This is a genomic window from Spongiactinospora sp. 9N601 (genome assembly GCF_044326295.1).
GTDB classification, from domain to species: Bacteria; Actinomycetota; Actinomycetes; order Streptosporangiales; family Streptosporangiaceae; genus Spongiactinospora; species Spongiactinospora gelatinilytica.
The window spans coordinates 452,549-473,885 of record NZ_JBIRBB010000003.1; the positions used below are offsets into that span (position 1 = coordinate 452,549).

Consider the following 21,337-nt stretch of genomic DNA (forward strand, 5'->3'; position numbering starts at 1 on the left):
CTTCAGTAGTACTACAAGCTGTAGAGCAATGGGCCGGGGCGGTGCCGCGAACCGCTGCGATCTTCGTCACACCGCCGGCGGACCCGCGCCCCCGGCACGGGCCCGCCCGGCGGCACCCCTCCAGCGCGGCTCGAACCCCCTCGTGCCGCACGTTCACATCCTGCGCGAGCGACCCCCGCGCGGTCGTCACCCGCTCGGCTGATCCGGGACTACACCGGCCGGTGGACCAGCCCGAGGCCATGGCGGACGGGTGGCGAGAAGGCGACATGACGGATAACCGCCGTCAAAAGGGATTGTCGGCAGATCTGTTCTTCTTGAGCATGATCTCCGCGTGGTAGCGCCACACCCCCGTGGACACCGCGTGGATTCAGGGAGGACCCCAAGGATGCGACCACTTTCCCGCGTTACCCGTGTGCCCCGGGTCGTCGCGGTGACGGCGGGGGCCGCCATGCTGGCCGCCGGCCTGGCCCTCGGGCCCGCGACGCCCGCGGGCGCGGAGCCGGGAGGTTCCGCCCCGGCGCCCGCCGTACCGGCGTCCAGGCACACGCTGACACTGATCACCGGCGATGTCGTCGAAGTCCGGACCTACCCCGACGGGCGGCAGGCGGTCGCGCCCCGCCCCGGCCGGGCCGGTCGCCCGCTGCCCGACCTCAAGGTCACCGAACGGCACGGCGACATGTACGTGGTGCCGTCGGACGCGCGCCCGCTGCTCGCCGCCGACCGGCTGGACCGCGAGCTGTTCAACGTCACCGGCCTGATCGAGGCAGGCTACGACGACGCGCACCGGGCGGCGCTGCCGCTGGTCCTCACCTACGGCAAGGACGCGGCCCGCACGCTGGCCGCCCAGCCCGCCCCGGCGGGCGCGCGGCGCACGCGCGTGCTGCGCAGCGCCTCGGCGACCGCCGTGGAACGGCCGCCCGCCAAAGCCGCCGAGTTCTGGAACGCCATCTCGGCGGGGGAGCGCGGCCGGGCCGCCGCGCCGTACGCCAAGGTGTGGCTGGACCGCCCGGTACGGGCCACGCTCGCCGACAGCGTGCCGCGGATCGGCGCGCCCGCCGCCTGGCAGGCCGGCCTGGACGGCAAGGGCGTCAAGGTCGCGGTGCTCGACACCGGCATCGACCCCGCCCACCCCGACGTCAAGGACCGCGTCGCCGAAACGGCCGACTTCACCGACACCACCGACGCCGTGGACCGCAACGGCCACGGCACGCACGTGGCCGCGACGGTCGCCGGCAGCGGAGCCGCCTCGGGCGGCAAGGGCAAGGGCGTCGCCCCGGGCGCGTCCCTGTACGTCGGCAAGGTGCTCAACGCCAAGGGCGAGGGCTCGCTGTCGCAGATCGTCGCCGGCATGGAGTGGGCCGCCGCCCAGCGCGTGGACGTCATCAACCTGAGCCTCGGCACCAGCGAGCCGAGCGACGGCCGGGACCCGCTGAGCCGGGCTCTTGACGGCATGTCGCAGGAGTCGGGCGCGCTGTTCGTGGTGGCCGCGGGCAACTCCGGGCCACAGGACAGGACCGTCGCCTCGCCGGCCGCCGCCGACTCGGCGCTCACCGTCGGCGCGGTGAGCAAGACCGACGAACTCGCCTCGTTCTCCTCCCGGGGACCGCGCCTCGGTGACGACGCGCTCAAGCCGGAGATCACCGCGCCCGGCGTCGGCATCGTCGCCGCCCGGGCCGCGGGCACCGCGCTCGGCACCCCCGTGGACGACCTGCACACCTCGCTGAACGGCACGTCGATGGCGACCCCGCACGTCGCGGGGGCCGCCGCGCTGCTCGTCCAGCGCCACCCGGACTGGACCCCCGCGCAGCTCAAGGCCGCGCTGGTCTCGACCGCCAAGCCGGTGGACGGCCCGCTGGACGCGATGGGCTCGGGGCGGGTGGACGTCGCCAGGGCGGTGTCCCAGCACGTCCACGCCATGCCCGGCGCGCTCAGCCTGCCCCGGGCCATGGCCGGTAGCGAGCCCCGCACCGCGACCGTGGAACTGGTCAACACCGGCACCGCCCCCGCCGCCCTGGACCTCACCCTGGACGTCCGCGACGCCAAGGGCGCCCCCGCCCCCGCGGGCATGTTCGCCCTCTCCACCGCGCGCGCCGAGATCCCGGCCGGCGGCCGGACCCCCGTGGCGATCACCGTCGATCCCGCCAAGGGCGACTACGGCCGCTACGGCGGTCACCTGCGGGCCACCGCCCCCGGCACCGAGGTCTCCGTCGCGGTCGCCCAGTCCGTCACCCCCGAGCTGTACCCCGTGGAGATCGACGCGGCCTACCGGGACGGCGGCAGGCCGGGCGCGGACTCCGGCCTGGACGTCCTCAACCTGGACACCGACGAGTTCCACGACCTCGCCTTCACCGACGAGGGCACGCTGCGCGCCGAACTCCCCGCGGGCCGCTACTCGATGATGGCCACCATGCTGGAGCGCAGGCAGCCCGGCATCCACCCGGCCGAGTTCGTCTTCGCGGGCGACCCGGAGGTGAAGATCATCGGCCCGGCCACCGTGCGCATCGACGGACGCCGGGCGAGCCGGATCGAGCTCTCCACCGCGCGGCCCGTCGAGCACGCCCAGGTCACCATCGGGCACGTCCGGCAGGGCACCGAGGGCCGGGGCGGGCTGCACTCGTCGTGGATGATGACCCGGGCCACCGAACGCGCCTACGCCGCGCCCATCCCCAAGGCGAAGTCCGGCTGGTTCGAGGTCTACCACCGCTGGGACCTGTACGCGCCGGTCGCCACCGCCAGGACGATCCCGCGCGGCGAGAAGATCCGGCTGGTCCACATGGAACACGGCCCGGCCTTCGACGGGCGGCTGGACCTGCCGGTCTTCGACGGCGGCACCCGCGAGGACTTCACCGGCGTCGATCTGCGCGGCAGGCTCGCGCTGCTGACCTACCGGCCGGGACGGTCGGGGTTCGTGGCCGTGGAGAGCGCCATCGCGGCGGGCGTGGCCGTCGTGGTACTGGCCAACAACGAGCCGCATGGCGCGCTGTCGTACTGGGGCTTCGACCTCGGGGCCCCCGCGTTCACCGCCGGCTACGAGGAGGCGGCGAAGCTGCGCAAGGCCCGCAGGGTCCGCCTTGAGGGCACGCCCGTCAGCCCCTACTGGTACGACGTGATCCGCTGGCACGATGGCATGCCGCGCGACCTGCGCTACGAGATCTCGCCGCGGACCATGGCCAGGATCGAGGCCGGCTATCACGACACCGCCGACGAGCAGGGCTCGGTCTCGCGGGCCAGCTTCCGCCCGTACATGGGCGGCGTGGCGATCAAGCCGTCCCCGATCGACGGGGCGATGAGCCGCGACGAGTGGACGACCGGCGGCGACCTTTCGGTGCGCGTCCGCGCCGACCGCTCCGGCTTCGGCCGCGGCGAGCTGATGACCGGCGACCGGACCTACCGGGCCGGGCAGAAGGTCACCGAGCACTGGTTCGCCCCGGGCGGCCCCGGCCAGCCGCGGATCGACGCGCCCGGCTACACCCCCTACGGCCTGCCGCCGGTCCGCACCGGCGACACCGCGCGGTTCATGCTGCCCGAGTTCGGCGACTCCGACCCCGACCACTTCGGGTTCGTGTCCACCCCGGGCGACCGCACCAGCGCGCGGCTGTACCGCGACGGCACGCTGCTGCACGAGGGCGACCGGCTCTACAACACGGCCGTGCCCATGCCGCCGGAGCGGGCCGCCTACCGCCTGGAGCAGACCAGCGAGCGTACCGAGCAGTGGTGGGGGACCGCCGTCCGCACGGCGACGACCCACACCTTCACCTCGGCGCACACCGCCGAGCGGCAGGTGCTGCCGCTGCTGCGGATCGACTACGACCTCGGCGTGGACCTGCGCAACGCCGTACGGGCCCGCGGGCGCCACACCTTCGGCTTCACCGTGCGGCACCCGACGGGCGCGGCGTCCCCGCGCGTGGCGGGCGCCAAGATGCAGCTCTCCTACGACGACGGGGCGACCTGGAGCGACGTCCGCGTGGACCGGCGCGGCGACGGCCGCTACGCGGTCCGTGCCGACCACAGGCGCCGGGGCGGGCACGTCTCGCTGCGGGTGACCGCCTGGGACGCGGCCGGCGCCAAGGTCGAGCAGACCGTCATCAGGGCCTTCGCCCTGAAGTGACCGGACCCACGGCCGGGGCCCCGCGGCGAGCGGTGTCCCGGCCGTGCGCCGTCATTTCCACAGCACCGGGTACCAGATCACGTCACGGAAGGCCAGCATCCGCAGGTCCCAGTACAGGACCGTGAACACGCCGACCGTGATGAAGATCGCCCCGGTGATCAGCGCGACCCGCCCCGGCCGGGCGGCGAGCCACCGCCGCGTCCGGTCGCCCAGGCCCAGCGCCAGCACCACGAACAGCAACGCCATGATCACGATGTTGCCCGCCGACTGGAGCATGAACGCCAGCGCCCCGTAGAGCGGGTTGTGGCTCTCGGCCGCGTCCCGGAACAGCTTCCTGAACAGCCCGAACGGCCGGCCGATCAGGAACCCGCCGATCAGCGCGCCCATCAGCACCATGCGCGCGTTCGGGAACCTCTGTGAGACCGAGGCGAGCGGGTCGGGGACCACCCCGAGCGAGGCCAGGCCCAGGTACACGAACACCAGGCCGATCAGGCCGAACACCACCATCGATTGCACGTTGCGCGGCACCAGCCCGGACGCGGACGACGCGGTGGAGAACTGCGGCATCGCCGTGCCCACGAAGCCCACCACGGCCCCGTAGACGCCGGAGACGGCGAGCATCCCGACGCAGAGCCAGCCGAGCGGCCGAAGCGTCTCGCGCACCCGCGCCAGAGCCGAGCTCCGCTCGCCCAGCATCGGCGCGACCGCGCCCAGCGCGGCGATGTTGCAGGCGGTGAAGGTCCCGGCCAGGCCGGTGGTGAAGGCGTACACGACACCGGACAGGATCCCGGCGATCGGCGCCTCGGCGGCGTCGCGCCCGAGGATCGTGCCCGCGACGTTGGCCCCGATCGTCTGGTCGACGAACTGGGCCGACCAGACGACGCTGAGCAGGAATCCCGCCACCGCGCTGATCCACACCACCCGCCATGGACGACCGGGGAGGGCGACGGTGGCGGTAGGGGATCGGCTGACGGATCGGGTCATGTGCTCCACCTCCTGCGAACAGGCCGGATGAGACGGATCACCGGTAATACGGCGAGCGTCCCCGTGGAGGATCCCCTGCGGCGTCAGCCGTTGAAATGCCTGGCGAGCTGGGTCCGGTCGCGCAGGCCCAGCTTGCGCAGCACGGCCGAGACGTGGTTCTTCACCGTGCCCTCGGTGATGTAGAGGCGGGCCGCGATCTCCTTGTTGGCGGCCCCGGCGCTGACCAGCCTGGCCACCTCGATCTCCCGGGCCGACAGCTTCTCGTGACCGGCGGAGCTGATGACCGGTACGCCGCGCAGCTCGGCCACCAGCCGCGCGGCCACCGGGCTGGCCAGCACGGTCTCGCCGCGGGCCGCCCGCCGGATGGCCGCGACCAGGTCGTCGGGCGAGCAGTCCTTGATCAGGTAGCCGGCCGCGCCGGCGCGCAGCGCGCCGAAGATGTAGTCGTCCTGGTCGAACGTGCTGAGCACGATCGCGGCCACCTGCGGATGCTCCCTGGACAGGTGGCCGATCAGCTCCACCCCGTCCATCCCGGGCATGCGCGCGTCCACCAGCGCCACGTCCGGGCGGCATTCGGGGATCGCGCGCAGCGCCGCGTGCCCGTCGGCGGCGTCGCCCACCACCTCGATGGTGTCCTCGATCTCCAGCAGCTTGCGCAGCCCATGGCGCAGCAGCACCTGGTCGTCCACGAGCAGCACCCTGACCCGTGTCATCGGCGTACCTCCACTCCGGGCCGCGGGCCCGCCCCGGTCCCGGCGGGCAGCTCGGCGCGCAGCTCGAAGCCGCCGCCCTCGGCGTCGCCCGCGGTGAGCACGCCGCGCAGCGCCCTGGTGCGCTCGGCCAGCGACGGGAGCCCGAACCCGCCCGCGCCGTCCCGGCCGTCCCGCTTCCCGCCCTTGCCGTCGTCGTTGATGACCAGCGTCACGCGGTCCTCGCCGAAGGTCAGCCGTCCGTGTACCTGCCGCGCCTCCGAGTGCCGCAGCGCGTTGGTCAGCCCCTCCTGGAGCACCCGGTAGAGCACCAGCTCCACGTCCGGGTCGAGTGGGCGTTCCCGGCCCTCGACCTCGAAGGTGACGCTGAGGCCCGTGCCGTCGAACGAGGCCGCGAGCTGTTCCAGCGCGGCGCTGCCGACCCGCCCGTCCAGCGCGAGCGGGCGCAGCGCGCGCACCCACCGCCGGGCGTCGGCCAGCGCCTCCGCGGTGACCTCCTTGGCCTGGCGCACCTCCTGCCAGGCGGCGTCGGGACGGCGTTCGCGGTAGCGCTCGGCGTTCTCCAGGCCGACCTTGATCACGGTCAGGTGGTGGCCGATGGAGTCGTGCATCTCCGCGCCCATCCTGGCCCGCTCCTCGGCCACGGCCAGCTCACGGACCCGTTCGAGCAGGGCCTGGGCCTCCGCCCGGCGCAGCCGCGCCTCCAGGATGGCCGAGGTCATGCCGAGCACGAAGATGGCGAACACCCCCACCACACCGGCCTGCAACAGCGCCTCCTGCATGGTCCGGTCGAACAGCAGCGTCCCGGCGACGATGAACGCGAGCATGCCGGCCAGCACGGCGACGGCCGTGCGCATGCCGTGCACGAAGGCGATGCTGGCCGTGCCGATGAGGGTCAGCAGCAGGTGGGTGCCGTAGGAACCGGTCAGGCCGAGCGCGATGGTGGCCGGCAGGAACAGCAGCGGGATGAACCGGTAGCGGGGGGCGGGCCGCCACGGAAGCACCAGCCACAGGCCCATGACGACGACGATGTTGATCGCGAACAGCACCGAGTACAGGGTCTCGGCCGGTCGCAGCATGTGATCGCCGACCGTGGCCAGCAGCACCACCCAGAACACCACGTTGATCAGCGTGGGCCGGTCCGGATCGCCCAGCCACATCCACCGCGCTTCGCCTCGCCGCACCAGACGCGCCATCAGATCCTCCCGAGGGGACCGGCGGCTTCAGCCGCCGGGCGAATCGGGAGGGGGAGGGCCGCCAAGGCCCGAGCGTGCCCTGACCCGCCTGGACTGCGCATCACAGATCCCCTTCCAGGTTTGTCGGTGCCGGTCGATACCGTGGTCGTCTCGTTACCGAACGTAGGAGGTGGGAGGTGGGAATGCGCAGATCGTTCAAGTTCCTGCTGCGCCCCACCGGGGCTCATGCCACGGTCCGGTACGGCGACCGGTCGGGCGAGTTGAAACACATCCGCCGCGAGGCCCCTGACGGGCAGGGCCGGTGGCCGAAAGACGGCGACGGCTGCCGGTGGGACTTCCAGCCCGAGCACCCGGCCGCGTCCGCCGGCCGCCTGGCCGCCGCTCAGCGGGACATCGCCCGCACGAAACGCGGCTCCAGGCGGCGCGGTAAGGCCGTCGCCCGCGTGGCCGCCTTGCCCGCCAAGGCGCGGCGGCAACGCCTGGACACGGCGCGCAAGGCCGCGCCGAGGCTGATCGGCGGCTACGACGTGATCGTCTGCGAGGCGCTGAACATCGCGGGCATGACCAGACGGGCGGCGCCGAAGCCGGAGGGTGAAGGCGGATGGCCGCCCAGCGGCCGATCGGCGAAGTCCGGGCTGAACAAGAGCATCCTGGATGCGGGTTGGGGGGTGTTCCTGCGAATCCTCGCGTACAAGGCTGAATGCGCCGGTCGGGAGCTGATCGCGGTGAACCCCGCCGATACCTCCCGCACCTGCTCGCGTTGCGGGCACTGCGCGAAGGAGAATCGTGTCACTCAAGCCGGGTCCCGATGGACGGCGTGCGGCCATACCGCGCACGCCGACGCCAACGCGGCCAAGAACATCTTGAGGGCAGGGCTTGCCCTGCGTGAGGCAGCGCGAGCGGCTTGGCGAGAAGCCGCTCCCTTCAGGGAGCGGAGGAGTCACACGAACGACACTAGAAGCCCGGCGCCGCTCTGTGATCCCCCTTGAGCGGTCTGTTCACCATCACGATGGATTCGCCGCGCGGCGGTGAGTCGCCTGCCGCGTGGGCTCAGGTCGAGCCGGCCGACGGCGGACACGACGTGCAGAGCAGGACGAGATTCCGCGTCCGGGGCGTCCACCAGCGCGGGCGGCCGTGCGCCACGGCGTTCGGCTCCCGGACGGCGGTCCTCTCATCGACGAGCATGCGCCCATCGTCACCGGGACGCCGCCGGCCCGCGTCCCGTGGGGAGACGCGTCCGCTACGCCGGTGGGCGTATGGCGTACCGATCCCGGTTTCGGCGTTAGCGATGCCCTGCCGGGCGGGAATTGTCTAACCTCAGGACTCTGGAGGTGGCGATGAAGGTCGTCGGAAGTGCCGTGCTCGGCGTGGACCGTCCGCGGGTGTGGACCGCGCTGCGCGACCCCGCCGTACTGGTCCATGCCATCCCCGGCTGCCGCCGCCTCGAAGACCTCGGCGACGACTCCTACCGGATGACGGTCGCCATCGGCGTGGCCGCGATCAAGGGGGTCTACCAGGGCGAGGTCACCCTGTCCGACCTCACCGAACCGGAGCGCTTCACGCTCAAGGCCGGCGGCCAGGGCGAGCCGGGCACGGTGGACGCCACCGTCCAGATCCGCCTCGACGACGCCGAAGACGGCGGCACCCGGGTCGACTACGACGCCGAGGCGGTGATCGGCGGCATGATCGGCGGAGTCGGCCAGCGCCTCCTCGCCTCCATCGCCAAACGCACCGCCACCCGCTTCTTCACCGCCCTCGAAACCCACCTCACCACCCCGCTACCGGTCCCCTCACCCGCCGGACCGCTCCCGGCCATGGCCGAGGTATCCGCGGCCGTGCCGGAGGACGCTCAGGCCGAACGCGGGCGTGAGCCGAACGCGCTGCCCGCGTCTGCGGCCGTTCTGGAGGACCCTAAGGTCTACGTCCGCTCCGCACCCCCCGGCCGCCGCCCGGCCACCCCCGACCGCTCCTTGATCGCCGCCTTCGGCACCGGCGCGGGCATCGCCCTCGGCAGCGCCGTCATCGGCTGGCTCCTCGGCCGCACCACCCGCCGCCGCTGACCCATCGCTGATTCGGTACGGGTGTCCTGGGCTGGTGGCGGAGGTGCCGTGCGCCGGAATACCGAGGGAGAAGCCGGGGGTACGCCTGCGCCACCGGCCGTCGTGTGGGTGTTCCCGGTTCGTGCCGGTGTGACGGAGTCTCGCGGAAGAGGATCTCCAGGCGTAACGTGGCGAGTATGCGGGAGGCGCGTGCAGAGGATGCTCGGAGCCAGGCCAGGCAACTGATCGGCGATCTCCTGGGAGAGGATCGCCCGACCGCCCGGGCGCTGGTCGACCACGCGGTGCGGGTATTGGGCGACAAACGGGCCGCACGTTGTGTCGAGTTGGCCCGCTGGGCTCCGCTGACCCGCAGGTCCTCGGAGCTGGCCGCGCTGGCGGGGCTGCTGATCGGTACCCGCGACCTCGGTACGGGCTGGTGGGAGCGGGCCAGGGGCGGCAAGCTGCCCTCCCCGGACGAGGCGCTGTCCACCAGCGCCGCGATCGATCCGTGGACCGACCTGACGGTTCTGGAGATGCTCGCCGTCTGGATCGCCGACGACACCGCGGACGCCCTGTGGGGCCCCGCCGTCGCCTCCGCCGACCTCAATTCCTGGCACGCCGAGGACCGCATCGAGCTTCCCGGGGAGGCGCGGCCGGGACAGCGGCTGGTCGTCGAGTTCGACGCGGGCGGCCGGCTCGACGCCGTGGTGGTACGGCGGGAGGGCGGCGAACTGGGCTCCGACCTGGACTTCTCGACCCTGCGCTACTCACGGCCCGCCGAGGCGCAGTGGAGCTGGGGCGTGGCGGCCGGGCTGGGGCCGCACCCGCTCGCGGGCGAGCGGCCCGACCCCTACGCCGAGCCGGTCGAGGAGGGCGCGGCGGAGCCGCTGCGCACCTGGGCGCTGCGCCACGGCGCGAGTGTGGAGGCGACCGGAGACCCGTGGCGGCGCAAGGGCGAGGTGATCGCCGCCATCGAGCGGGTCGACTGGATGTGGCGCAGCGGCGAGTGGTTCGGCTGGTGGCGCGCGGTGTCGGCCCTGGTGGACGGCGACAGCGCCCAGCTCGCCGCCCGGATGGACGACATGGACGCCGCCCCCTGACACGACCGTTCGGGGAAGATGGCGACACAGCCGGCAGGCGGCCCTCCGGAAGTCGTCGAGCTGGTTGAATGCTCAGCCGACCGTACCTTGCCGGCCATCGGCCCTGCCTCGCAATGTGCCTCGTACCGGGCAGAATGCAAGCCCCACCAACGCGTGGGCTAGGCTCGGCGACCACCATGGGAGGCTGATCTTGCAGGGACCTCTGGACGACATCGTCGTGCTCGATCTCTCGCGGGCCCTTGCGGGGCCGCATGCCGCGCAGATGCTCGGTGATATGGGTGCCAAGGTCATCAAGGTGGAGCACCCGGCGGGCGGCGATGATTCGCGCGGCTGGGGACCTCCGTTCGTCGGACCGGACCACGACATATCCACGTACTTCCTGGCGGCGAACCGCAACAAGCAGTCCATCACCGCCGACCTGAAGACCCCCGAGGGCAGGACCCTGATCGAGCGGCTGGTCCGGCACGGCGACGTACTGATCGAGAACTTCCGCACCGGAGTGCTCGACCGCCTCGGTTTCCCGGTCGCCCGGCTGCACGAGCTGAACCCCCGCCTGGTCGTGCTGTCCATCACCGGTTTCGGCCACGACGGCCCCGAAGGCGGCAGGCCGGGCTACGACCAGATCGCCCAGGGCGAGGCGGGCCTGATGAGCCTCACCGGCCCGTCCGCCGACGAGCCGTACCGGGTCGGCGCGTCCGTCGGCGACGTGCTCGCGGGCATGTACGGCGCCTACGGCGTGCTCGCCGCGTTGCACGAGCGGGCGAGGACCGGGCGCGGCCGGGTGGTCCGCACGTCGCTGCTGGCGGGGATCGTCGGCGTGCACGCCTACCACGGGACGGCCTGGACGGTCGGCGGCCAGGTCCCCGCCGCCGCCGGCAACCACCACTCCACCATCGCCCCCTATGGCGCGTTCCGGTGCGCCGACGGGATGATCCAGATCGCCGCCGGAAACGACGCGCTGTGGCGCAAGGTGGCCGTGCTCCTCGATATCGACCCCGATATACCGAAATATGCGACCAACCGCGACAGGTTCGCCCATCGTGGCGACCTCGTCGCCGACATGGAGAAGGCCCTGGACGCGCACGACCGCGTGTACTGGCTGACCGCGCTGACCGAGGCCGGCGTACCCGCGGGCGCGATCCGCACCCTCGACGAGGTCTACACCTGGGAGCAGACCCGCTCCCAGGGCCTGCTGATCGAGGTCGATCACCCGGTGCTCGGCCGGATCGCGCTGCCCGGCCCGCCGGTACGCCTGGACGGCGCACCCGCCGCCGAGCACTCGCCCCCGCCCATGCTCGGTCAGGACTCCACAGACGTTCTGACCTGGCTGTCCGGCCGGGAGGGCGGCCAGCGGTGACGACCCCGGCCCGCCGCCCGGACGCCCGGGCACTGATCGACATCGTGCTCGACCCGGGTTCATGGCGGTCATGGGACGAACCGCCCGCCGACCGGGCCGAGCCGGGTTCGGCCTACGCCGAAGAACTCGCCGCCGCGCGGGCCAAGTCCGGCTACGACGAGGCGGTGATCACCGGGGAGGGCCTGCTGGACGGGCGCAGGGTGGCCGTGGTGATCTGCGAGTTCTCCTTCCTGGCCGGGTCGATCGGGGTGGCCGCCGCCGACCGGCTGGTGGCGGCGGTGGAGCGGGCGACCAGGGAACGCCTGCCGCTGCTCGCCGCGCCCGCCTCGGGCGGGACGCGGATGCAGGAGGGGGCGCTGGCGTTCGTCCAGATGGTGAAGATCACCGCGGCCGTGTCCGCGCACCGGGCGGCGGGCCTGCCGTACATCGTGTACCTGCGCCACCCGGTGACCGGCGGGGTGTTCGCCTCCTGGGGGTCGCTGGGGCATGTGACGGCGGCCGAGCCGGGCGCGCTGATCGGGTTCCTCGGGCCGCGCGTGTTCGAGTCGCTGCACGGCTACCCGTTCCCCGAGGGGGTGCAGGTCGCCGAGAACCTCTACGCGCACGGCCTGGTGGACGCGGTGGTGGCCGCAGAGGACGCCAGACGGGTCGCCGCCCGCGCGCTGTCGGTGCTGACCGCCGGACGCCGCGAGGTCACCGTCACCGGCCCGGAACCGGTCGGCCCGGTGCGGCCGGTCCAGGCGTGGGAGGCGATCACCAGGTCCAGGCGCGATGACCGGCCGGGCGTACGCGCGCTGCTCAAGCTGGGCGCGTGCGAGGTGACCCCGCTGCACGGCACCGGCGCGGGGGAGGAGGACCCCGGGATGCTGCTCGCCCTGGCCAGGTTCGGCGCCGCACCCGCGGTCGTGCTCGGCCAGGACCGCGGCAGGCGGCGCACGGCTCCCGGGCTCGGCCCGGCCGGGCTGCGGGTGGCCAGGCGCGGCATGCGGCTGGCCGCCGAACTCGGCCTGCCGCTGGTCACCGTGATCGACACGGCCGGGGCCGCGCTGTCCAAGACCGCCGAGGAGGGCGGCCTGGCCGGGGAGATCGCCCGGTCGATGGCCGAGCTGGTGATGCTCGACGCGCCCACCGTGTGCCTGATCCTCGGCGAGGGGGCGGGCGGCGCGGCACTGGCGCTGCTCCCCGCCGACCGGGTGGTGGCGGCCCAGCACGCCTGGTTGTCCCCGCTGCCGCCCGAGGGCGCGTCGGCCATCCTGTACCGCACCGTGGACTTCGCCCCGGAGATCGCGGTCTCCCAGCGGGTCGGCGCGACCCAGCTCGCCGCCGACGGGATCGTGGACCGGGTGATCCCCGAACTCCCCGACGCCGCCTACGAGCCGGCCGCCTTCTGCCGGCGCGTCGCGGGCACGCTGGAGCATGAGATCGCGGGCCTGCTGACCCGGCCCGCCGACGGACGGCGGGCCGCCCGCCTGGCCCGCTACCGCGACCTCGGCCGGTGAGCCCTAGGTGAGCGGGACGGGAATCCGCTCGATGCGGATCGAGAAGACCTCCTCGCGGGGCACGACGACCTCGTAGGCCCCGTGATCCACCATCCAGTAGCCCAACGCCTCGGCCTTCATACCGCTGTGCCCGGTATAGGCGATGTGCAGCCCGTCGTCGTCTTCGTCCAGGACGACGCACGGCTCGCCGCCGAACGCCCCCACCGTGCGGACCATCACCAGCGAGTCCAGCTCGCCGCGGGGCACCGGCCGCCGCCAGTAGCCGACGACCTCGGTGAAGCCCTCCTCGGGCTCCTCGCTGAACAGCACGGCCTCGTCGTTGTCGCCGCCCAGCGCGGCGGCGTAGCTCCTGTCGCCGAGGCGGGCGACGAACCCGGAGGCGATCGGCTCGATCTCGGCGCTCACGAGGCTCCTTCGGCGGGCCGCCAGGTGAGCCCGTCATATCGGCCGAACGGCCGCTCGCCGCTCCGCGCGGTGATGTGCGTGATCTCCGCCCCCGCCGGGATCGGCATCGGGATGGTGTGGAACTGCGGGACCACGTACTCCCGCGAGGTGGTGAAACCGTTGCCGGCGAACGGAGCTGAATCGCTCCAATCGCCTCCCATGTGCGGGCCGTACGGCACGACATAGGCGTCGACATCCCTGGCCAGCCAGCGCATCATGTAGAGCTCGGGCACGTCGGCCGTCAGCTCCGAGCCCTCGAACCCCAGGTCGAGCGCGTGGAAGAGCTGTCCGGGCGTGGTCAGCCGCGCGCAGTCCTGGGCGCGGTAGACGTAGCCGGAGATGACCGTGCGTTTACCGGACAGATACGGCACCAGCAACCGGGGCGGGATCACCTTCAGCATCAGCGTCCTCTTACCCGGCTCATTCACGGCGACAAGTTTACGATCTGTTGACCCTCACCACTCAAATGACACGATGTTCCAGGCATGGAAGAGTCGCCCGGACCTCCGCCGTGATCGCCGGATCCAGCTCCAGGACGCGCACCTCCGCCCGCGGCCCGAGATCGCCGCGCACCACGCCGAGCGGATCGACGAGCATGCTGCGCCCCACGCCGAAGCCGTCCTTCGCCTCCGGGTTGGGGGCCTGGCCGACCGCGATGGTCCACATCGTGTTCTCGATCGCCCGCGCCCGGACCAGGGTGACCCAGTGGTCCTCCTTCATCGGGCCCGATCCCCAGGCGGCGATGACGGCGAACACGTCGGCCCCGGCGTCCACCAGCGCCCTGGCCAGCTCGGGGAAGCGCACGTCGTAGCAGGTGATCAGCCCGATCCGCAGCCCGGCCAGCTCCACCACGACCGGCGTGCGGCCGGGGGCGACCAGGTCGGACTCGCGCGCGGTGAACGCGTCGAACAGGTGGATCTTCCGGTAGGCCGCCTTGACCACGCCCGCGCCGTCGATCGCGACCGTGGTGTTGTGGACGCGCCCCTCACCCGGCTCGAAGACCCCGGCGATGACCGGCAGCCCGCGCGTGCGCGCGGCGGCGGCCAGGCCGCCGACGAACGGCCCGTCGAGGGGCTGGGCCGACTCGGCGACCCGCGAGCCGAACCGGGTGAGCGTGGCCTCGGGGAAGACCGCGAGGTCGGCGCCCTGGGCGGCGGCCTCGTCGATCGCCTCGACCGCGCGTTTCAGATTGGTGTCGGGGTCGTAGGCGACGGGGATCTGGCACAGCGCGACCTTCTTCACCTGTCCAGCTTATTGCGCACGAACTCGCCGCACGTCAAGCATCGCCAGACCCATTCCAGCGGGCCGTATCGGTACCGGGCGAGCCACCAGCGGGAGAACGCGATCTGCGCGGCGATGGTCACGGCGCTCAGCCCGAACCCGGCCAGCCGGGTCGGATCGGCGGCCAGCAGCGGCAGCGTCAGCAGGATGACGGGAGTGCTGAGCAGGTAGTTGGTCAGGGCCATCCGGCCGAGCGGGTTGAGCGCCCAGGTGAGCGGGCCGCGCAGCGGTGTGCGCAGCAGCAGGAGCAGCCCGGTGCCGTACGCGAGCGCGGCGGCCAGCCCGCTCAGCGGGTACAGCGCCGCCACCCGCCCGCCGGCGGTGGTGAACGCCCACAGGTAGCCGAGCACGACCGCCAGCGGGACGCTCACCAGGAAGGCCGGCAGGGTCAGCCGCGGACTCGGGCGATACTCCATGGCCGCCATGCCGAGCAGGAACAGACCGGGCACCAAGATCACGCCACCGCCCAGCATCACCGCCCACGCGGTCGTGCCGAGCCCGAGCAGCAGCACCGCGAGGCGCGGCATGAACGACGCGGGAAGCAGGACCACCAGCCCGAACAGCGCGTACGGCAGCAGCACCTCGCCGGGGTTGACCATCGTGTGCAGGAACCCGAGGAGCGCGAGCACCACCAGCCGCCGCAGCAGCGCCACCCGGTCGCCGCCCGCCGACCGCAGGAACAGCACCAGGCTGATGCCGAACAGGAAGGAGAAGATCGGGTAGAACCGGCTCTGCAGCAGGTTCTCCACGGCCAGGTCGATCGGGATCCGGGCCTTGTCGGCGAGTTGCCCCCGCGTGTGCTGCCAGGTGTTGACCACCATGATCCCGCACAGCGCGAGGCCGCGGACCGCGTCGAGTTCGTGGATGCGGGGCGTCCGCCGCCCGCGCTCCCCTGGGCGGTGCGGGGTGATCACACTGAGCAGGCTAGTGGACCGGCCCCCCGTCCAGAACTTTCCTGACCAGGTGTGGGCTCCCGGTCAGGTTTTCCAGTGGAACTGAGTGGGTTTGCGAGAGGATGGCGGGGTTTGGTGCTTTCCTGAGGCGAGGAGACGGTCCTACCCATGCGCGACCTTCTTGCGTTCCTCAAGGATTCCGTCGTGCTGCTCAAGGCCGGGCGCGACCACGTTCTGATGGGGGACATGGCCTGGGCGGCCCGGTCCCGTGCCGTGCTGAGCGTCGTCGCAGGCGTGGTCGTGGTCGGGTCCGTGCTGGTGATCTTCCAGGTCTTCGGCGGGGAGGAGGCGGCGCCGCCCGCCTCCCAGGCCCGGCCGGTCGCGTCGTCGTCGCCCGCGCCCGCGCCGCCGCGCGGTCCGATGGCCTCGCTCGAACCCGTACGCCCGCCCTCCTCCGCCCCCGGCGAGCCGGAAAGAGGCGCCGACCCGGTCCGTCGGGAGGAGGCCGATCCCGATCGGCGCGAGCGCGCCACCGCGCCGCCCCGCCGTACGGCCGGGCCCGAGCCGTCCCCATCGGCCCGCCCGACCGGCCGCCCGACCACCCAGCGCCCCCGGCCGCCGACGCGCGGCCCGCGGCCCGAGCCGACCCGCGACGAGGTGACCGACCCGCCGCGCGAACCCGGGCCCAAGCCCACGCGGCCGACCGCGAGCCCTGTTCCCACCGCGCCGCCGCCGGAGAAGGGCTGCGACGGGGTGGACGTACGGCTGCCGCTGCTGGAGGTGTGCCTGTTCGGCTGAGCGGTGCGCGAAGGCGGCGGCCCGCTAGTCTGGCCGATGTGGATGAGCTTTTGATCGCGCGGATGCGAGAGTTCGGCACGACGGTCTTCGCGGAGATGACGGCGCTCGCCGTGCGCACCGGGGCGATCAACCTCGGCCAGGGCTTCCCCGACACCGACGGCCCGCCCGCGATGCTGGAGGCGGCGGTGCGGGCGATCCACGGCGGGCTCAACCAGTACCCGCCCGGACCGGGCGTGCCGGAGCTGCGCCAGGCCGTGTCCGCCCACCGCAAGGAGCACTACGGGCTCGACTATGACCCCGACGGCGAGGTCCTGGTCACGGTGGGCGCGACCGAGGCGGTCGCGGCGACGGTGCTGGCGCTGTGCGAGGCCGGCGACGAGGTCGTGGTCTTCGAGCCCTACTACGACTCCTACGCCGCGGCCATCGCGCTGTCCGGCGCGGTGCGCAGGCCCGTCACGCTGCGGCCGGTGGCGGGCCGGTTCGCCTTCGACCCCGATGAGCTGCGCGCCGCGGTCGGCCCGCGCACCCGGGCGATCCTGGTCAACTCCCCGCACAACCCGACGGGCACCGTCTTCACCCGCGACGAGCTGGCCGCCATCGCCGAGGTCTGCCTCGACCGCGACCTGATCGCCATCACCGACGAGGTCTACGAGCACCTGACCTTCGACGGTGTCGAGCACATTCCGCTGGCGACGTTCCCCGGCATGCGCGAGCGCACCGTGATGATCTCCTCGGCGGGCAAGACGTTCTCGGCGACCGGCTGGAAGACCGGATGGGTGTGCGCGCCGGGCCCGCTCACCGGCGCCGTGCAGGCGGTCAAGCAGTTCCTCACCTTCACCGCGAGTGCGCCCTGGCAGGTCGCGGTGGCCCACGCGCTGCGGCACGAGCTGGGCTGGGTGGCCGCCCTGCGCGACGATCTGCAGACCAAGCGCGACCGGCTGATGGACGGCCTGGCCGCGGCCGGGTTCGAGGTGCTGCGCCCGGCCGGCACCTACTTCGTGCAGACCGACATCCGCCCGCTCGGCTTCACCGACGGCCTCGCGCTCACCCGCGAGCTGCCCGGCCTTGCCGGGGTGGTGGCCATCCCCACCCAGGTGTTCTACGACCGCCCGGAGTACGGCAGGCACTTCGTCCGCTTCGCGTTCTGCAAGCGGGACGAGGTGATCGACGAGGCGGCGGCCCGCCTCGCCGCCCTCGCCGGGGCCGCGGCCCGCGGGTCAGCGGGATGAGGACCGCAGCGGCAGCTCCTTGAGCGCGATGGCGGCGGCAGCGCCGAGCAGCGCGACCGGGACGCCGACCAGGAAGACCGTGTCCATCGCGCGGGTGAACGCGTCCAGCACGATCTCCAGCACCGGGCCGGGCAGGCTCCGGATGGCGTCCGGAGCGCCGAGGTCGGGCGTGGCCTGACCGCCGGGCAGCGGGATGCGCGCCGCGGCCAGCCGTTCGGCCAGCTCGCCGCTGAGCCGGTTGGACAGGATCGCGCCGAACGCCGCGACGCCGACCGCGCCGCCCAGCGAGCGGAAGAACGCCACGCCGGAGGTGGCGGAGGCCATGTCGGCGCGGGTGACCGCGTTCTGGGCGGCGAGGACCAGGATCTGCATGCACATGCCGAGCCCGATGCCGAGCACCGCCATCTCCAGGCCGATGATCGCCAGCGGCGTGCCGACGTGCAGCTTGGACAGCAGGAAGAGCCCTCCGGCGACCAGCAGCATGCCCACCACGGGGAAGATCTTCCAGCGCCCGGTGCGGGTGACGACCCGCCCCGAGGTGATGGAGGAGGTCAGCATGCCGAGCACCATCGGCAGCGTCATCAGCCCCGAGGCGGTCGGGGTCATACCCCTGACGATCTGCAGGTACTGCGGCATGAACATCAGCGCGCCGAACATCGCCGCGCCGACGAACAGCGAGGCCAGGCTGGTCAGCACGAAGGTCCGGTCGGCGAACAGGCGGGGCGGCAGGATCGGCTCGGGGGCCCGGCGCTCGGCCAGCACCGCTCCGGCGAACATCAGCAGGCTGAACGCGCCCAGGCCGTACGTCCACGGCGAGTTCCAGGCGAACTCGTGGCCGCCGAGGGAGAGCATCAGCATCAGCGCGGTCGTGCCGCCGGTGATGCACGTGGCACCCCACCAGTCGACCCGCGCGTCGCGGCGGTTCAGCGGCAGCTTGAGCACCTTCTGGATCACGATGAAGGCGACCACCGCCAGCGGCACGCTGATCCAGAAGCACCAGCGCCAGGACATGTTGTCCACGATGAACCCGCCGAGCAGCGGCCCGGCGACGGTGGAGACGCCGAAGACCGCGCCGACGTAGCCGGTGTACCGGCCGCGCTCGCGCGGCTCGACCACATCGCCCAGGATGATCTGGGGCAGCGCCTGCAGACCGCCCGCGCCGATGCCCTGTACCACCCTGGCCGCGATGAGCTGCGGCATGTCCTGGGCGAACCCGGCGCCGACCGCGGCCAGCGTGAAGATGACCAGGGAGACCTGGAACATCCGCTTTCTGCCGTACAGGTCGGACAGTTTGCCCCACAGCGGGGTGGAGGCGGTCATGGTGAGCAACGTCGCGCTGGCCACCCAGGCCAGTTGCTCCTGCCCGCCGAGCGTGCCGACGATGGTCGGCAACGCCGTCCCCACCACCGATGTGGAGATCATCGAGGTGAGCATGGCGAGCACCAGCCCGACGAGGATCTTCAGCACCTGTCTGTGTGTGAAGCGCGGCGCGACCGCGGCTTGCTCCTGTGTCAGCAAGGACCGACCCTTCCCCCTATTAGCTGTAGTATGCATATAAAAAGTAGTAGACGCCTGTTTACTCGTCAAATTGCGAAGGATGGTGCAGTGCCGGAAGTGACCCTTTATGACCGGCCAGAGCTGCCGCGACGGGACAGGGAGCGCACCCGTCGCCGGATCCTCGACGCCGCAGGGCCGCTGTTCGCCGAACTCGGCTACGAGCGGGTCACCATGCGGATGATCGCCGCGGCGGCCGGGGTCAACATCGCGCTCATCAACCGCTACTTCGGCGCCAAGCGGGAACTGTTCGCCCAGGTGCTCGCCCAGCAGGGGCGGTTCCCCGGCGTGCTCGACGGGCCGCGGGACGAACTGCCCCGCAGGCTCGCCGAATACGTCGCCGACCGGCTGTGCTCCGGCGCCGGGAGCCCGGTCCTGGCCACGCTGTCCAGGTCCGCCGAGGCCCCGGAGATCCACGACCTGATCCGCGACCGGGTGGAGTCGGCCATCCTCGAACCGCTGCGGGCCCGGCTGCCCGGCCCGGACGCGCGGGTGCGCGCGAGCGTCGCGACCGCCCTCATCATGGGCGCGGGGACGCTGCGCCGGCTCTTCGGGCCCGAGGCGGCGGGCGGTCAGGACAGGGACGCGCTCGCCGACCGGCTCACCGTCGTCTTCCGCGCGTGCCTGTCATGAACGACTGCGTTGTACCGGACGGACGTACTACGTCCGGATGCGCTCAGATTGGACCACTTCCGGCTTCAGCGCGCTGACGATCAGGCAGCTCCGGCCGGGCACATGGTCCACCTGGAGCGTCGAGTGCTCGATGTGGAACCGGTCGTGCAGCAGGTCGGCGAGATCGCGGCGGACGTCGTGGCAGTTGCCGCCCGGCCGTACCGTGACGTGCGCCGACAGGGCAGGGAACCCGCTGGTCACCTCCCACACGTGCAGGTCCTGGACGCCGGTCACGTCCGGGTGCGCGGTCAGCGCCTCGATCAGCTCGGCCGGGACGATCCCCGCGGGGGCCGCCTCGAACAACACCCGGCCCGCGTCGCGCAGCAGGCCGTACGCCGCCTTGGCCATCAGGGCCGCGACCACCAGGGCGGCGATCGCGTCGGCCCGGCCCCAGTGGGTCACCCACACGATCACCCCGGCCGCGGCGGTGGCCATGAAGGCGTACATGTCGTTGAGGATGTGCTGGAAGGCCCCCTCGACGTTGAGGCTCCTGCGGTCGGCCCGGGAGATCAGCCAGGTGGCACCGGCGTTGACCACCACGCCCGCCAGCGCGGTGCCGACCACCAGCGGCCCCATCACCTGCGGCGGGTGGATCAGGCGGTGTACCGCCTCGACGGCGAAGAACCCGACCAGCAGGACGAAGGTCAGGCCGTTGAGCGCGGCGGACAGGATCTCCGCGCGCTTCCAGCCGAAGGTGTAGGCGCCGCGGGCCGGGCGGGCGGCCAGCCTGATGGCGAGCAGCGCCAGCGCGATCGAGGCGGCGTCGGTCAGCATGTGGCCGGCGTCGGAGATCAGCGCGATCGAGTTGGCCAGCGCGCCGATCACCGCCTCCGCGGCCATGAACACCACCAGCAGGACGAGCGCGGCGGCCAGGTACCGCCGGTCGGACGTGGCGCTGTGGCCGTGACCGTGGCCGTGCCCATGGCCGTGCCCGTGGCCGCGGCCAGGGTCGGCGCCGGGATCGGGTCCACGGTGGCGGCCGTGGTGGCGCGCGGGGGGTTTCGACGTCAACGTGCCTCCCTCAGGTGCTCGCGGCTCAGGTCGAGCAGCATGCGGACATGGGCGTCGGACAGGCGGTAGTAGATGGTGCGCCCCTCCCGGCGGCTCGCCACCACCCCGGCCGTGCGGAGCAGGCGCAGCGCGTGCGACACGGCCGTGTCCGTGACCTGGACGGCCTCGGTCAGGTCGCACACGCACAACTCCCCGGCCGCGAGCAGCGCATACAGCAACTGCGCCCGGGTCGGGTCGCCGAGCAGCCGGAACATCTCCGCCAGCCGGTTCGCCTCTTCGGCGGTCACCTGCCGGTCACGGCGCGCCTGCGTCCCCGTCCCTTCCGGGGGTCTGGCGGTGCGGGAGTCCAGTGCGGTGACCACGTTCATCGCTGTCGCTCCTAACATCTGAACAGGTTCAGAGATCAAGTCCGGCATTTCATGACAAGGCGGCGGCAGATCGGCCGCCGGCCGAAGGACACGC

Annotated in this window: 20 protein-coding genes; 9 read left to right on the forward strand and 11 right to left on the reverse strand. The window is 72.7% G+C overall.

Annotated elements, in window-relative coordinates; translation table 11 throughout:
• Positions 1-412 precede the first annotated feature (412 nt).
• Positions 413-4,108 (forward strand): S8 family serine peptidase, encoded by a 3,696-nt coding sequence (locus tag ACH34R_RS09025; protein WP_397560818.1) that lies wholly within the window; start codon positions 413-415, stop codon positions 4,106-4,108.
• 51 nt (positions 4,109-4,159) lie between these two features.
• Here ACH34R_RS09025 and ACH34R_RS09030 read toward each other — a convergent pair whose 3' ends face one another.
• From ACH34R_RS09030 to ACH34R_RS09040, 3 genes are all read right to left on the reverse strand, one after another.
• On the reverse strand, positions 4,160-5,092 hold the full coding sequence (locus tag ACH34R_RS09030) for a hypothetical protein (RefSeq protein WP_397560819.1): 933 nt from the start codon (positions 5,090-5,092) through the stop codon (positions 4,160-4,162).
• Positions 5,093-5,175: 83 nt separating this feature from the next.
• Positions 5,176-5,805: a response regulator gene (locus tag ACH34R_RS09035; protein ID WP_397560820.1), complete on the reverse strand. Its 630-nt coding sequence runs from the start codon at positions 5,803-5,805 to the stop codon at positions 5,176-5,178.
• Positions 5,802-6,998, reverse strand: coding sequence for a sensor histidine kinase (locus tag ACH34R_RS09040; protein WP_397560821.1), 1,197 nt, complete (start codon positions 6,996-6,998; stop codon positions 5,802-5,804). The genes ACH34R_RS09035 and ACH34R_RS09040 overlap by 4 nt, the downstream gene beginning before the upstream one ends.
• A 182-nt stretch (positions 6,999-7,180) precedes the next feature.
• Here ACH34R_RS09040 and ACH34R_RS09045 point away from each other — a divergent pair, with 182 nt between their 5' ends.
• Positions 7,181-7,987, forward strand: coding sequence for an RNA-guided endonuclease InsQ/TnpB family protein (locus ACH34R_RS09045; RefSeq protein ID WP_397560822.1), 807 nt, complete (start codon positions 7,181-7,183; stop codon positions 7,985-7,987).
• A 61-nt stretch (positions 7,988-8,048) separates the two neighbouring features.
• On the opposite strand, the gene ACH34R_RS09050 is transcribed toward ACH34R_RS09045, so the two are convergent.
• Positions 8,049-8,183 (reverse strand): hypothetical protein, encoded by a 135-nt coding sequence (locus ACH34R_RS09050; protein WP_397560823.1) that lies wholly within the window; start codon positions 8,181-8,183, stop codon positions 8,049-8,051.
• Positions 8,184-8,335: 152 nt separating this feature from the next.
• On the opposite strand from ACH34R_RS09050, the gene ACH34R_RS09055 reads away from it, so the two are divergent.
• From ACH34R_RS09055 to ACH34R_RS09070, 4 genes are all read left to right on the forward strand, one after another.
• Entirely contained in the window at positions 8,336-9,058 is a 723-nt protein-coding gene (locus tag ACH34R_RS09055; RefSeq protein WP_397560824.1) for a CoxG family protein, read from the forward strand.
• Between the two features lie 176 nt (positions 9,059-9,234).
• Positions 9,235-10,137, forward strand: coding sequence for a hypothetical protein (locus tag ACH34R_RS09060; RefSeq protein WP_397560825.1), 903 nt, complete (start codon positions 9,235-9,237; stop codon positions 10,135-10,137).
• A 190-nt stretch (positions 10,138-10,327) separates the two neighbouring features.
• Positions 10,328-11,494 carry a CaiB/BaiF CoA transferase family protein gene (locus tag ACH34R_RS09065; RefSeq protein WP_397560826.1) on the forward strand — a complete coding sequence of 389 codons (1,167 nt, stop codon included), beginning with the start codon at positions 10,328-10,330 and terminating at the stop codon, positions 11,492-11,494.
• Positions 11,491-12,993 carry a carboxyl transferase domain-containing protein gene (locus tag ACH34R_RS09070; RefSeq protein ID WP_397560827.1) on the forward strand — a complete coding sequence of 501 codons (1,503 nt, stop codon included), beginning with the start codon at positions 11,491-11,493 and terminating at the stop codon, positions 12,991-12,993. The genes ACH34R_RS09065 and ACH34R_RS09070 overlap by 4 nt, the downstream gene beginning before the upstream one ends.
• A 3-nt stretch (positions 12,994-12,996) precedes the next feature.
• Here ACH34R_RS09070 and ACH34R_RS09075 read toward each other — a convergent pair whose 3' ends face one another.
• Genes ACH34R_RS09075 through ACH34R_RS09090 form a run of 4 tightly spaced genes read right to left on the reverse strand, consistent with a single transcriptional unit; the run spans position 12,997 to position 15,632 of the window.
• The gene (locus ACH34R_RS09075; RefSeq protein ID WP_397560828.1) at positions 12,997-13,398 is read right to left on the reverse strand and encodes a hypothetical protein; all 402 of its coding nucleotides are present in this window, start codon (positions 13,396-13,398) and stop codon (positions 12,997-12,999) included.
• A complete protein-coding gene (locus ACH34R_RS09080; protein ID WP_397560829.1) occupies positions 13,395-13,865 on the reverse strand; it encodes a hypothetical protein in 471 nt (156 codons plus the stop codon). The genes ACH34R_RS09075 and ACH34R_RS09080 overlap by 4 nt, the downstream gene beginning before the upstream one ends.
• 34 nt (positions 13,866-13,899) lie before the next feature.
• Positions 13,900-14,679 (reverse strand): carbon-nitrogen hydrolase family protein, encoded by a 780-nt coding sequence (locus tag ACH34R_RS09085; RefSeq protein WP_397560830.1) that lies wholly within the window; start codon positions 14,677-14,679, stop codon positions 13,900-13,902.
• Complete coding sequence (locus ACH34R_RS09090; RefSeq protein ID WP_397560831.1) at positions 14,676-15,632, reverse strand: DUF418 domain-containing protein; 957 nt, start codon at positions 15,630-15,632, stop codon at positions 14,676-14,678. Before ACH34R_RS09090 ends, ACH34R_RS09085 begins: the two co-directional genes overlap by 4 nt.
• A gap of 147 nt (positions 15,633-15,779) precedes the next feature.
• Between ACH34R_RS09090 and ACH34R_RS09095 the strand changes: the two genes are divergently transcribed.
• On the forward strand, positions 15,780-16,409 hold the full coding sequence (locus ACH34R_RS09095; protein WP_397560832.1) for a hypothetical protein: 630 nt from the start codon (positions 15,780-15,782) through the stop codon (positions 16,407-16,409).
• A 62-nt stretch (positions 16,410-16,471) separates the two neighbouring features.
• Positions 16,472-17,638 carry a pyridoxal phosphate-dependent aminotransferase gene (locus ACH34R_RS09100; protein ID WP_397561030.1) on the forward strand — a complete coding sequence of 389 codons (1,167 nt, stop codon included), beginning with the start codon at positions 16,472-16,474 and terminating at the stop codon, positions 17,636-17,638.
• Here the strand turns inward: ACH34R_RS09100 and ACH34R_RS09105 are convergent.
• Entirely contained in the window at positions 17,627-19,105 is a 1,479-nt protein-coding gene (locus ACH34R_RS09105; RefSeq protein WP_397560833.1) for an MDR family MFS transporter, read from the reverse strand. The genes ACH34R_RS09100 and ACH34R_RS09105 overlap by 12 nt on opposite strands.
• A 138-nt stretch (positions 19,106-19,243) precedes the next feature.
• Between ACH34R_RS09105 and ACH34R_RS09110 the strand changes: the two genes are divergently transcribed.
• The gene (locus tag ACH34R_RS09110) at positions 19,244-19,825 is read left to right on the forward strand and encodes a TetR family transcriptional regulator (RefSeq protein WP_397560834.1); all 582 of its coding nucleotides are present in this window, start codon (positions 19,244-19,246) and stop codon (positions 19,823-19,825) included.
• Between the two features lie 27 nt (positions 19,826-19,852).
• Here ACH34R_RS09110 and ACH34R_RS09115 read toward each other — a convergent pair whose 3' ends face one another.
• Both ACH34R_RS09115 and ACH34R_RS09120 read right to left on the reverse strand, forming a co-directional pair.
• Positions 19,853-20,875, reverse strand: a complete 1,023-nt coding sequence (locus ACH34R_RS09115; protein ID WP_397560835.1) for a cation diffusion facilitator family transporter — start codon at positions 20,873-20,875, stop codon at positions 19,853-19,855.
• The gene (locus tag ACH34R_RS09120; RefSeq protein ID WP_397560836.1) at positions 20,872-21,243 is read right to left on the reverse strand and encodes an ArsR/SmtB family transcription factor; all 372 of its coding nucleotides are present in this window, start codon (positions 21,241-21,243) and stop codon (positions 20,872-20,874) included. The genes ACH34R_RS09115 and ACH34R_RS09120 overlap by 4 nt, the downstream gene beginning before the upstream one ends.
• Positions 21,244-21,337 lie beyond the last annotated feature (94 nt).

Excerpts from the sequence above, each read along its gene's own strand:
- ACH34R_RS09030 (WP_397560819.1), bottom strand. The coding sequence starts at position 5,092 with ATGACCCGATCCGTCAGCCGATCCCCTACCGCCACCGTCGCCCTCCCC.
- ACH34R_RS09035 (WP_397560820.1), bottom strand. The coding sequence starts at position 5,805 with ATGACACGGGTCAGGGTGCTGCTCGTGGACGACCAGGTGCTGCTGCGC.
- ACH34R_RS09040 (WP_397560821.1), bottom strand. The coding sequence starts at position 6,998 with ATGGCGCGTCTGGTGCGGCGAGGCGAAGCGCGGTGGATGTGGCTGGGC.
- ACH34R_RS09045 (WP_397560822.1), top strand. The coding sequence starts at position 7,181 with ATGCGCAGATCGTTCAAGTTCCTGCTGCGCCCCACCGGGGCTCATGCC.
- ACH34R_RS09050 (WP_397560823.1), bottom strand. The coding sequence starts at position 8,183 with ATGCTCGTCGATGAGAGGACCGCCGTCCGGGAGCCGAACGCCGTGGCG.
- ACH34R_RS09055 (WP_397560824.1), top strand. The coding sequence starts at position 8,336 with ATGAAGGTCGTCGGAAGTGCCGTGCTCGGCGTGGACCGTCCGCGGGTG.
- ACH34R_RS09060 (WP_397560825.1), top strand. The coding sequence starts at position 9,235 with ATGCGGGAGGCGCGTGCAGAGGATGCTCGGAGCCAGGCCAGGCAACTG.
- ACH34R_RS09095 (WP_397560832.1), top strand. The coding sequence starts at position 15,780 with ATGCGCGACCTTCTTGCGTTCCTCAAGGATTCCGTCGTGCTGCTCAAG.
- ACH34R_RS09100 (WP_397561030.1), top strand. The coding sequence starts at position 16,472 with ATGCGAGAGTTCGGCACGACGGTCTTCGCGGAGATGACGGCGCTCGCC.
- ACH34R_RS09120 (WP_397560836.1), bottom strand. The coding sequence starts at position 21,243 with ATGAACGTGGTCACCGCACTGGACTCCCGCACCGCCAGACCCCCGGAA.